The following is a 12,236-nucleotide window of genomic DNA, read 5'->3' as shown; positions in this document are numbered from 1 at the left end:
TATTTGACAGTTACCTACTCGCTTCTTTCTTATTTAAAGTCAAAGGCCTAAAGCCAAATGCCCGTTTCAATCTTTACTCTTTCTTCTTTACTCTTTTCTCTACACGCTATAGCCCCTTTAGGAGATGGAAGTCTGCGAAGGATTAGTCACTAAACTCCCCACTCCCTTCTCAAAACTATTTCCACAGCTTCGCCCGGTCAGCCCCACTGTTTCTTTATGACAAGGCCTAGCTGTATTGAGTAAAAAAATTACTCACGAGTAACAAAATTACTCGTTTGTCGGACAAATCCAAGTCGACAAAGCAGTGGAAAATTAGAAGTTCCTTATTTCATCCATTTTCACCGTTACGCCCAGACAGCAAAGGTGTAACGACAGCGAACCTATGAGCCCAAAAAAAGCAAAATTTTCCTTCCATCTTGAATCCGCCCAGATAAAGAAAGTAATTATCTTTAAACTATAGGAATTTCATCACCCCCTAAACCCAAGGGACGCCAAGTAGACCTTCCTTTAAAAAAAATCCCGAACTATTACTGCCCATAAAGACTGACCTCATAAAATGCAGGCCAGGTAAACCAGTATCCCATCATTTGGGGCAAGGACTGAAGCCTCTCTCCTTGCCGGGGACCTTGTATAGCCCTACCGAATACATCCCAGAAATTCCCTTCTTGATCGGTCAAGATGACGGCCCCTTGATCATGGACAAGGTCAAATTCCAGCAATGTACCATCGGACAATTCCCGGTTAAAGGCAACAATAAAATTTTTGGCTTTATTGCCCACAATAACCAGAGCTGTGGTACCAAATAGATCCCTGATCATCGTATTTTCCTCACCAAAGTTTTCAATACTATAGGCCTGTACGGTGCCAGCCTTGATCACTCCAAGCACGCGTTCTTTGGGGTGCAATCGATCATCATTCCTGCTGATCGGAAAAAGGATCTGTTCATTTCCCCGATAACCTCCATACGGATAGAAAGCATAGTTTCTGTCATGGCCTGTATTTACTGAAGCCACCAAAGTCTCAGGGTACATTTCCCGCCAGGTTGCCCAAGTGGTTTCCACCAGGTTGATAGTTTCAGGACTTTGGCCTTTCAGCGTTCCGTTCACTGCCTGAAGTAGCATTTGGGACCAATTGCTATCAGAGCCCCTGTCATAGGGAATAATATTGCTGTTGTAAAGCAACCCTGAAACCCCAAAGGTGGTTTTGTTGCCTCCTACATTTCTATCCCAACCGATCCCTGTGCCTGTGAGGGGACAATAAATTACCGCTACTGAATTAGCTCCTATGTCGTCATTTATTATTTCGTGCCAGTCTAGGATCCTATGGGGATAGGCCTTCGCCTCCTCACCGGAAACAAATCCCAAAACCAAATCATGGTCTTCCAAATAGCTTGCAGCTCCCGCAGCTATAAAGCTTGGATTGCTCAAGGCAGGGATACCATCTTTCCCAGGGCCTCCGTCAAATACTTGATGCAAGGGAATCAGCCAGTCGTTTGGATTATATATCCCCCCACCGGATCCTACAGGGGAACTGCTTTGCTCAGCACAGTTGGTTGCCAGCAGCCCCATGACCGCAAACATTATCCATAACCTTTTCATAATTCATCTATTTTAAATTTTGCTGGAATTTTATTTTTCTTGGACTGGAGGTTATAAAAAAGTGAAAAAGTCAGCCTTTTGCTGGTAGTCAGTTGGGTTCCCTTCACCTTTCTATAGACCGGAAAATCCGCGGATGCCCTGAAAGCAAAATTGGGATTGAAATTAAGGTTGAAGCCTGGAACAAGATATCCGAATCGGCCTCCAGAGTTGGGAAAAATAGTTTGATCAAGTTTATCCTCTGTTTGACTACGGTATTTCCCGAACAAAAAAACATCAATTGGCCAGTACAACAGAAAATTATAACTAATCCCCAAATTGGCCATCAGCTCATCACCGAAGCGGTACTCTTGGCTCTCATTATAGGAATTATTTGTCCCTGACTTCCTGAGTACCATGATGCTGACGATGCTCGCACGGGGAAACAGGACTTTTCGGACAGTAAAATAATTCCAAAGGATACCATCCCAAGAACCCGATCCCGGTTGCATATCAGCGATGAGCGGCAGTCCATTATTATTTTTGAAGTTAGTCCTTCCGGTGGGCATTTTGACTCCCCCGCCGAGGATCCACTCGAAGCTCGAATTTCTTTTAGGATTGACCATTTCATATTTTGTCAGAAACAAAAGGTCCCCAAGTCCTCTGGTGACAGTGACCTCATCAGCACCTTGAAAGCCTTTTACTATCCTTTCTTGCTGTACATAAGGCAGTACAAGGGCCAATGAAAGCCTATTTTTCAATCCATAGTTGATTTCCAATAGCTGGGACACCGTCCTTCTTTCCCTGGTATCGTCGTTCAGTATTGACTCCTGGTCCATCAAATCCTTCAGTTCGTTTCTATCATAAGTGAACAAAAACTGAATATTCCCCCCATCAGCAGCACCTAAGCCCAAGGCTCCCGACAACGGTACGCCTCCTGAACAGCATGCCTGCCCGACCGCATTTTGGACAAAAAAAGTCATAAGTAGCACCATACAGCAGCAACTGCATCCCAAACCTCTTTTTAGGCTTGCTATAAGCCTTTTGCCCAGCCAGGTTTCTTTTTTCATTTTCATCAGCCTTTGACAGACCGGATAGTTCCTACCGTTCTGGAACATTTTCCAATCCTAGTAAATAGACTTACTAACGGCCACATCCTGACAATTTTACGGGCTGTTTGTTGCTAATTTCCGTATGATGTATTGTAGAGTAAAAAGACACAATGCTTCAAGGTAATTTTGGGACTTGTCGGCATTAAATTTCTTTGGAAATGAAAATCAAAAAAAAGGACAAAATAAGAACGGTAGAAGAATGGGTGAAAACTCACGGGGATGAACTGTATTCATGGGCATACCATAAAACCGCAAAACGCGAAATCGCCGAGGACCTTGTTCAGGAGACCTTCTTATCTGCTTTTAAGTATTTTAACTCATTCCAGGGCAAAAGCAGCCCCAAAACCTGGTTGTTTAAAATCCTGAACAACAAGATAATTGATCATTACCGAAAAACGGTCCGAACCGAAACAGAGAAACATAATCTTGCCAATGACCCCGTCTTTCTAAATACTGCAGCGCTGTTTGATAAATATGGCAACTGGACAGTTAACGGATGGGAGGCACATTGGGAGGATCATGGAAACCTCCTGGACAACCCTGAATTTAAGCATATCATGGACATCTGTATGGATGATTTACCCTTGCACTGGCAAAAAGTGGTGACCATGAAGTATTTATCTGAAAGAAATAGTAGGGAAATCTGTCAGGAGCTGGGTATCAGTCTGTCTAATTTTTGGCAGATCACACACCGTTCGATGCTTTTATTAAAAAAATGCATCGAGCTAAAATGGTTTGAAAAAGATTCATAAAACTATCCGCCTTTCTATGAGACAGATAATGAACTACCTCTTTCTCCCCTGCATTAAAGCCACTGAGCTGATTGAAAAAAGGGAATTGGTCACACTCACCTTTGCGGAAAAAATCCAGCTTAATTTTCATTTGTCCATGTGTAAGGCTTGTCGGGCTTATCAGTGGCAAAGCTGGCAATTAAAACGTGCCCTTGAAAATTGGATCTCTCAAGATAAATCCCCCGACCATAGCCTCTCAATCGAGTGTAAATCCAAAATCCTCAAAAACTTAGAAAAACTTTAGGTTTGCCGGGCATGTACAGGTTGATCGCCTATTTCGCTCAAAGGTTTTGAAGTTTGGATCGAAACAGATAAAGTTATAAAAACGATAAATCGAAAACGCGCTGTGCCTGCTGGAATTATCGGTATCCTGGCATATGATTTTCTTGGACTAAATTATTTAAAAATGTAACTAGCATTATGATTTTTCATAAGGTCAGGACCTGATCTCTAACGGACCTAATCAAACACCAAAAATATCCGATTGCTGGTGTGGGAAAGTCATTTTACAATTATTTTTAACATAATAGAGCCCTGACGGGTAAACTAAACACATGAAAATCAAGCATAAAGAACTATCCTCAGAGCAATGCGCAGCACTTTTAAGCATACTTAAAATCCGTTTTGAAAAGCACATGCATCGCCATATGGGCATGAATTGGGAAGAAGTGCTAGTCAGATTGGAGGCCGCTTCTGACAAGCTATGGTCCCTCCAAGAAATGGAAAGTACCGAAGGGGAGCCTGATGTGATTGAATTTGATGAAAAAACAGGTGAATACACTTTTTATGACTGTTCCGCTGAAAGTCCAAAAGGAAGAAGAAGCCTTTGCTATGACAGGAAGGCCCTTGAATCCAGAAAGGCACATCCTCCGAAAAACAGCGCAATGGACTTGGCACAAGAGATGGGGATTGAATTGCTAACCGAAGAGCAATACCGTAGACTACAGCAAGTGGGAAACTTTGACTTGAAAACCTCCAGCTGGGTAAAAACCCCGGCAAAAATCAGAGAGTTAGGAGGGGCCCTATTTTGTGACCGCCGCTTTGACCATGTTTTTCTCTATCATAATGGTGCCGAATCATATTATGCTGCCAGAGGATTTAGAGGCTGTTTAAAAGTATAATTTCCTGAAGTGTATACCAAGTGTTGTCTTAAGCAGTTAAACAGACATCCCTGTCCCCCACAGCGGGGCAGCTGCCTAAACAGTTAAATACGAGCTGGTCGGGATTTAAAATCCCGACCTTCCAATCCAAAAGTATTTGCAATCCTGAGACAGGGACAATTTCGTTGTTCTTTAACGGGGTTTTTATCCCCATGGTGGTTGCATTTTATTAGCTAAAAAAAGCGCTATCCACCAAAAACATAATAATTCCATTCCCCAATAACAAATTCTTAGTTCACCGATCAATAACCGTTAGAAACGAAAAACTACTCCTTTTTCTTATCAGAATGCCCTAGGCTTTTGTCCGGTGCGATTACATCCCTGACAACTTGCTTCAGTTCGGTGATCTCGGGAAACCTTCCTGCTTCTTTCCTTGACCAAACCAGTTTACCATTGGCCCTGATTTCAAATATTCCTCCTGTCCCTGGCCTAAGGGTCAGCTGCGCAATCTCTCCATCAAAGGTAGTCAACAGTTCCTGGGCCATCCAGGTAGCCCTTAACATCCAACGACATTGGGTGCAATACCAAATTTCTATTTGATTGTTGTTTTCGGCTTCGTTCATATTTTTTCTACTTAATTACTACAAACATATAAAACAAACCTCTACCTCTCCTTCCAAAACACAAGATATACTTTAAAATGGGATTTGCTGGTCAGTAATCCCGCATCATCATGCTATCTCATGTTTCTCTTGAGTTTTTTCAACGGAGAAAGCACCGGAGCATTTTTGTGTTGGTATTGTTCAGCATCCACAATGATCTGATCCAATAGTTCGATGGCTTTCACAATGTGAGGCCCTTTGTTGAGCATAATGCATTCTGCTTTGGTGGCATTGACGGCATCGGTAATCTCCGACCTGCTGGGCAGTCCTTTTTTGGCCAATTTCTCCAGCACTTGGGTAGCCCAAACAATAGGCACGTGGCAGGCATTGCAAATGGCAAGCATCTCTTTTTGTATGTTTCCCATTTGCTCCCAGCCTGCCTCTATGGCAAGATCCCCCCGGGCTATCATCACCCCTACTTTGGGGGCTTTCATCGCTTCCAATAGTATCTGTATCAAATTATTATAGGCTGCCTGGGTTTCAATTTTGTAAATGATCCCCATTTTATCCAATACGCCCAAATCAGACAAAGCCTGATGCATTTCACGGACATCTTCGGCTGTATTTACAAATGAAAAATTTACAATATCTGCATATTCGGCAATAAACGGTAGGTTATCCCTGTCCGTTTTGGTCAGCCCACGGATCGATAAATTTGATTCAGGAAAATTGATACCCTTATCTGCTTTTAGTTTGGCACTGCCCTGACCTGTCCATAGTATTTTGACCTCGGCAAAGGTCTCCTGAACCGACACTATCCTTCCCTTGATCACGCCATCATCAAAAAAGACCGGATCTCCAGCCTCAATATAATCGAACACTTCAGGCAAGGTACATGAAATAACCATGGGGCCAAGCAGCCTACCTTCCTTAGTATACTCAGGTGCTTTGCCGATTACAGGAGTTTTGGAAAGGTGAATCACATCTCCCTCGTGCAGGACAACGGATTTCTCCATTTCCCCGGTACGGATCTTGGGCCCGCCGATATCCATTGCAACAACCGTTTTTTTACCGAGTTTTTGATCGGCAGCCCTAATATGAAGAATGATATTCCGCCAATCCTCCTTTGTCTCATGGGCGCAATTGATGCGTGCTATTTTCATCCCTGTTTGGATCATCTGCTCTACCAACTCATAATCATCTGCCGAACTCGCAGGCATGGTCACCATGATGCGCTGGCGGCGGTTTGCGGGAGGATCCCCAAAAAGCCTGTTACTATTTTTCAACAATTGCTTTTCGCTCTTTTTTATGGAAATCGTCTGGCTAGAAGGCCAAGCCCTCTTCTTTCCAATGAGTTGGTACAAATAAAAACGGGTGGTTTTCAAACTGGCCTCAATATGGGCTTCTGCCCGTGCCAACCGGGACATGCCGAGATAGCCCAGCTTTCTTTGCAAATCCCTTAGATCAAAAGACCTTAGGGAATGGTAATTGATCAGATTAGTGGCACTCTTCAGATGGTAAGGGTGGATTGCTGACAGCACATGTGCATACTTTCTCTGGTCCTTCCCCAGTTTTTTGAGAATCTCTTCTACCTGATCAATTATGAGTTGAACTTTTACTGTATTCATGGACCCGATATTTTAGTAGCTGTAGGAGCAGACCGTTGAAAACTTGCTCATTATTACTTTAATCGAAGCAATATCAAATAGGTTGTCAGACCGCCCATTTATTTATTCCTGAACCATCTTTTTAAGTCTTAGGCGTATTTATAGGGATAAGTACTTATCCCCACACCACACCTCCCTTGGTTATTCAATCATTTATCAAAGGAATTATTAATTGCAATAATTTTAATTTTCTCTATATTTTCTTCGAGAAAACGAACTTTTTCATTCCATTATTTATTGATACCACTTAACCTATTATCCCTAAACTGTACTTACTGTTTTTTTACTATGAAAAAAGCACTGCTATCTTTGGCCATTGGAGGTTTCGGCATTGGCTTGACAGAATTTGTCATTATGGGTATTCTGCCGGAAATTGCCATGGCATTTGACATCACCATCCCAGAGGCTGGACACTTCATTTCCGCTTATGCCTTGGGTGTGGTGGTAGGAGCCCCACTCCTGACCAGCTTAGGAAGCAGATGGCCCTCCCATAAGATGTTGTTCGGTCTGATGGTCTGGTTCACCATTTTCAATACCCTTTCCGCTTTTGCCACCGGTTATACTTCCTTTATTTTGTTGAGATTTTTAGCTGGTTTGCCCCATGGGGCCTTCTTTGGCATTGGAGCTGTAGTAGCTGGAAAGCTGGCTAAAAAGGGAAAAGAGGCGCAGGCCATCTCCGTTATGTTTGGGGGGCTGACCATAGCCAACCTGCTTGGAGTGCCCATGGCCACCTTCCTGGGGAAACACTTTAACTGGAGCATAGCATTTTTGTTGGCAGGGATTATTGGCTTATTGACCATGTTGACCCTGAAGCTATGGATGCCAAGCCTTAAAAAACCGGCGGATTCCAGTATACTTAAGGAATTCAGGATTTTTAGGCGTTTAGAACTTTGGTTGACCATTTTGCTGACCGCCATAGGTACAGGAGGCTTCTTTGCCTGGTACAGTTATATTGCCCCTTTGATCACTGAAGTAGCCGGACACCCTGAGAGTGTTGTCCCTTATGCGATGGTGTTGGCTGGTCTTGGGATGGTTTTTGGCAATTTCATAGGCGCAAAAATGGCTGAAAAGTTCTCGCCTATTTACGCCGTCATCATCACCTTGACCCTAATCTCGTTGATGTTGGCTGCCAATACTTTCCTGGCCTATGACAAAACAGCCGTTTTAATCATGACCTTCCTGATTGGAGCAGGCTCTTTCTGTATCGTGACTCCCGCTCAGATGGTCATTATCAAGGCATCCAAAGGGGGAGAAACCCTTGGCTCCTCCCTCAACCAAAGCTCGTTTAACATTGGTAATGCTCTGGGGGCTTATTTAGCAGGCCTTCCCATTGCAATGGGATATGGATACACCTCTGCTGATTGGGTAGGCGCAGGAATTGCCAGCGTAGGTATTTTGTTTGCATTGGGCATCATTCTAGTGAGAAAGAGAAACGCTAAACAAGAAAAAGAACTGGAACCCACTTTCTCCTGATTGATAGTTAATCATCATCCATGAAAGCCTAAAGGGCAAGGCAAGACAGGTAGGGGCTGCACAGATACACAGTCCCTTTCCTGCATATGTAGTAAAAATTAAGAAAAACGGTTATTTTCACCTTTTGTTTTTTCTATACTAACACTGACTCTCTATGAAAAAAGTCTTGCTATTGCTGCTGGCCCTCTTACCCATGCTCACTTTCTCCCAAGGTATTTCTTATAAAATACAGGAAAACATTGCCTATTACGAGAACGAACAGCGATTGGACCAATACATGGAAGAACGCTGTGTATTGGACCTCTACTACCCAGCAGAAAAAGAGGATTTTGCCACCATCGTATGGTTTCATGGAGGAGGATTGAGCGGCGGACAAAAAGAAATACCGGCAGCCCTAAAAGAACAGGGAGTTGCTGTCATAGGGGTTAACTACCGGCTGCATCCGCATGTCAAATCCCCCTCTTATGTAGAGGACGCTGCGGCTGCTGTGGCCTGGGTAGTTAAAAATATCAAAGATTATGGGGGCTCCCCTTCCAAAATATTTATCTCAGGACATTCCGCAGGGGGTTACCTTGCGGCCATGGTCGGTATGGACAAAAGCTACCTGTCAAAATATGGGATAGATGCCGATGATATAGCGGGGTTGATTCCCTTCAGTGGCCATATGATTACCCATTTTACCATCAGAGAGGAAAGAGGCATTGATGGCACACAACCGGTCATCGATGACATGGCGCCGCTTTTCTTCGTGCGTCCGGACGCTCCTCCTTTACTCCTGATAACGGGAGACCGTGAACTCGAGCTTCTTGGCAGGTACGAGGAAAATGCCTATATGATGCGTATGATGAAAGTCGCAGGTCATAAAAACACCCAATTGTATGAGATGGACGGTTACGGCCATAATATGACCGCCCCTGCCTTTCCCCTTTTGCTCAATGAGGTAAAGCGAATAGCCAATGAACATTAGTTCTTGATTTCGTTCATTTTGCAGCTTCCATTCAAAACCAAAAACTGTAGCATCTGCCTCGGAAGCCATATCAACAGCCTTGAGCCCTCCTGTGGCCCATAGAAGTAGATAAATAGCCCTTAAATGATTGCCTGAACAAAAATAAAACCAGCTACGGCACTAGCGCTTAAAATGGACCGTTCCATCAATGATATTATTGACCACAACCCCCATGTAATTCTGCACGATACTTTCTGAAAAGTCAATCACCAATTCTTCTTCCTCCAAACTCACTATTTTGCACGATTGAACTGTTTGATCAGCTTGGGTTACCGTCAAAACATCACCATCCAAACGCCAAATACCTCTCCCCATAAACCCATCAATGACCACTGGAATGTCCATCTCCTGCCCTGCGTAATCTAGGTAAAGTGTAATCGTATATCCACCGCTGGATACATACTCATTAGGTGATTCCTTCATCTGAAGGGTTAAATTCATATCCGAACCAACTCCCCGATAGGTATTCTTCAACTCTTCTCCTTCTATGATTGCAGTGGTAACTCCTGAATATTCAATTCCGCTGACTTTCCAAACTCCTGCGATACCATCATTGACCAGTGGGGTTTCCTCTTCTTTGCATGAAAACAACAATCCTACAGCAACCAAGAAAAACGTGATTTTTAAAAATTTCATAGCGTAAATGATTAGGGTTTAAATAAAACTTCAACGAATATACTAAAATTATTTGAAAACCATTTATTTATATACATAATACATTTTTATTAATTTAAAAAAAATAAAACATGATTATAAGAAAAGACTTCCTTGTTTTTTTTGATCCGCAATGGCCAAAGATACTACCCACAGGACACCCCGCCTGTAATCCCTGTAAATCACTGAGGCACTGGACCACTTGGTCACTTACTCAATCGGTCACTGGGTCACTGGGTCACTGAGCTTGTCGAAGTGAACCTGCCGAAGCGAGCCTGCCGAAGTGAGCCTGCCGAAATAAACTTCCATTCCTTCACCTTTAGAAGTTCTTTTTCTCCCGATTATCGACACCGGATTCCTTTCAACAACCAGGCTCTTTTACACTCAAAAACTTAAAACTGCTATCCTACAGCAGCCCCTATACAACCGAAAAAAAGAATCATTTCGAAAATAAAAATTTTCTTTTTATTATCTTTATACAGTCAAAAATTATAAAACATGAAACATACTTTAAATAACCATTTACTTTTAGGGATCTTTCTTCTTTCCTTAGTGATTTTTAGCTGTTCCGAAAAAGGAAGGAGTTTTTCTCCATCAGAGATCTCCTTACTCCCCAAACCCGAATCCGTTCAACTAGGTGAACATTCCATGATCCTGGATGAAAACATGACCGTTTCGATCAGTGAGGAGCAACAGCAAAAAGCCGCCAGTTTTTTAATAGAGATGGTCAAAAAATCAACGGGAATACAGGCTGAGCTTGTGGAAGACAAAAGCGCTGATGTTCGCTTCGAACACTCCTCAGAAATGGAACCCGAAGCCTATCACCTGCAAGTTGATCCATCGCAGATCACCATCACTGCCGGCGATAAAGGAGGATGGTTTTACGGGATACAAACCTTAAAACAACTGATAACAGTGCAGCCAATGGCAGAAAACAGCCAATGGTTGGTACCAAGTCTGGAAATCAAAGACAAGCCCCGTTTTCAATGGAGGGCTTATATGCTTGATGAGGCCCGTTATTTTCATGGGGAAGAATTTGTAAAAAAGCTACTGGATCAAATGGCCCAGCTTAAAATGAATATTTTCCATTGGCATCTGACCGATGATGCTGGCTGGAGAATAGAGATCAAAAAATATCCCTTGCTGACCGAAATAGGTTCCAAAAGAACCAACTCGGAAATCGGGACTTGGGGAAGTGGTGAGACTTCCGGTGAACCACATGGAGGCTATTATACCCAAGAACAAATAAAGGATATCGTGGCCTATGCATCTGAAAGAAACATCACGATAGTACCCGAGTTTGAAATGCCCGGACATTCCAGCGCGGCCATTGCCGCTTATACCTGGTTGGGCACTGCCGGAAAGGAAATTGATGTTCCCGTAAAGTTTGGCCGCCATTACGACAATTATGATGTCACCAAGCCTGAGGTAGAGCAATTTGTCAAAGATGTACTCGATGAAATCATGCAGCTTTTCCCTTCTGAGGTAATCCACATCGGTGGGGATGAAGTAGGATATAAAGTCTGGGAAGAATCGGTCCACGTTCAAAAATACATGAAGGAAAAAGGGCTAAAAACTCCCGCCGACCTTCAGATAGACTTCACCAATAAGATTTCAAAGTTCATTGAATCCAAGGACAGGCGAATGATGGGATGGAATGAAATCATGGGAATCAATATCCACACCGACTTTGAAGAAAAAAAGGACGACCAAAAGGCTGAAACAGCCTTGGCCAAAAATGTGGTCGTTCACTTCTGGAAAGGAAATCCGGAGCTCGCCACACAGGCAGCTGAAAAAGGTTACGGTATCGTCAATTCCCTGCACAGTAGAACTTATCTGGACTACAGCTATAAAAGTATTGACCTGGAAAAAGCCTATAATTTTGACCCTATTCCAGAAGGGCTGGCACCCAAATTCCACCAAAACGTCTACGGGCTTGGCTGCCAGATGTGGAGCGAATGGACCCCCACCTATCGGGAAATCGAGTACCAAACCTTTCCTCGAATTGCCGCCTTTGCGGAAGTAGGCTGGACAACTAAAGAAAATAAGGACTTTGACAGCTTCAAAACGGCCTTAAAAGGCCTCCAGCTGCAGTGGGATGAGCTAGGCATTAATTATGCAAAAGTGCTTGAGCAGTAGTCCTCAGACCATCAATAATACGGTCCTTCTTCCAAGTGCCGTTTAAGCAAAAAGAGCTCTCCAAATTGGAGAGCTCTTTTTGCTTATGCTCATGCTGATCCTCGGTAGTCCAAATGGC

10 protein-coding genes are annotated in these 12,236 nt (G+C 43.3%); 5 read left to right on the top strand and 5 right to left on the bottom strand.

Features of this window, described 5'->3' with window-relative positions; translation table 11 throughout:
* Positions 1 to 527: 527 nt before the first annotated feature.
* Together ACYVAA_RS13530 and ACYVAA_RS13525 are read right to left on the bottom strand one after the other, a co-directional pair.
* A complete protein-coding gene (locus tag ACYVAA_RS13530) occupies positions 528 to 1,598 on the bottom strand; it encodes a DUF3179 domain-containing protein (protein WP_460542552.1) in 1,071 nt (356 codons plus the stop codon).
* Positions 1,595 to 2,644: a transporter gene (locus ACYVAA_RS13525; protein WP_460542550.1), complete on the bottom strand. Its 1,050-nt coding sequence runs from the start codon at positions 2,642 to 2,644 to the stop codon at positions 1,595 to 1,597. The genes ACYVAA_RS13530 and ACYVAA_RS13525 overlap by 4 nt, the downstream gene beginning before the upstream one ends.
* Before the next feature lie 200 nt (positions 2,645 to 2,844).
* On the opposite strand from ACYVAA_RS13525, the gene ACYVAA_RS13520 reads away from it, so the two are divergent.
* The gene (locus tag ACYVAA_RS13520) at positions 2,845 to 3,438 is read left to right on the top strand and encodes a sigma-70 family RNA polymerase sigma factor (protein WP_460542548.1); all 594 of its coding nucleotides are present in this window, start codon (positions 2,845 to 2,847) and stop codon (positions 3,436 to 3,438) included.
* 593 nt (positions 3,439 to 4,031) lie between these two features.
* Positions 4,032 to 4,598: a DUF4256 domain-containing protein gene (locus ACYVAA_RS13515; RefSeq protein ID WP_460542546.1), complete on the top strand. Its 567-nt coding sequence runs from the start codon at positions 4,032 to 4,034 to the stop codon at positions 4,596 to 4,598.
* Positions 4,599 to 4,903: 305 nt separating this feature from the next.
* On the opposite strand, the gene ACYVAA_RS13510 is transcribed toward ACYVAA_RS13515, so the two are convergent.
* Together ACYVAA_RS13510 and ACYVAA_RS13505 are read right to left on the bottom strand one after the other, a co-directional pair.
* Complete coding sequence (locus ACYVAA_RS13510) at positions 4,904 to 5,200, bottom strand: Rdx family protein (protein WP_460542544.1); 297 nt, start codon at positions 5,198 to 5,200, stop codon at positions 4,904 to 4,906.
* A 113-nt stretch (positions 5,201 to 5,313) separates the two neighbouring features.
* A complete protein-coding gene (locus tag ACYVAA_RS13505) occupies positions 5,314 to 6,807 on the bottom strand; it encodes a pyruvate kinase (RefSeq protein WP_460542542.1) in 1,494 nt (497 codons plus the stop codon).
* A 327-nt stretch (positions 6,808 to 7,134) separates the two neighbouring features.
* Here ACYVAA_RS13505 and ACYVAA_RS13500 point away from each other — a divergent pair, with 327 nt between their 5' ends.
* Positions 7,135 to 8,319, top strand: a complete 1,185-nt coding sequence (locus ACYVAA_RS13500; RefSeq protein ID WP_460542540.1) for an MFS transporter — start codon at positions 7,135 to 7,137, stop codon at positions 8,317 to 8,319.
* Between the two features lie 154 nt (positions 8,320 to 8,473).
* Positions 8,474 to 9,286, top strand: coding sequence for an alpha/beta hydrolase (locus ACYVAA_RS13495; RefSeq protein WP_460542538.1), 813 nt, complete (start codon positions 8,474 to 8,476; stop codon positions 9,284 to 9,286).
* A gap of 159 nt (positions 9,287 to 9,445) precedes the next feature.
* Here ACYVAA_RS13495 and ACYVAA_RS13490 read toward each other — a convergent pair whose 3' ends face one another.
* A complete protein-coding gene (locus ACYVAA_RS13490; RefSeq protein ID WP_460542536.1) occupies positions 9,446 to 9,961 on the bottom strand; it encodes a hypothetical protein in 516 nt (171 codons plus the stop codon).
* A gap of 516 nt (positions 9,962 to 10,477) precedes the next feature.
* On the opposite strand from ACYVAA_RS13490, the gene ACYVAA_RS13485 reads away from it, so the two are divergent.
* Positions 10,478 to 12,118, top strand: a complete 1,641-nt coding sequence (locus tag ACYVAA_RS13485; RefSeq protein WP_460542534.1) for a beta-N-acetylhexosaminidase — start codon at positions 10,478 to 10,480, stop codon at positions 12,116 to 12,118.
* Positions 12,119 to 12,236 lie beyond the last annotated feature (118 nt).

The sequence above is a fragment of the Echinicola sediminis genome (assembly GCF_054777495.1).
Note: the sequence above shows the minus strand (reverse complement) of the source record. Positions and strands in the feature narration are given on the sequence as shown.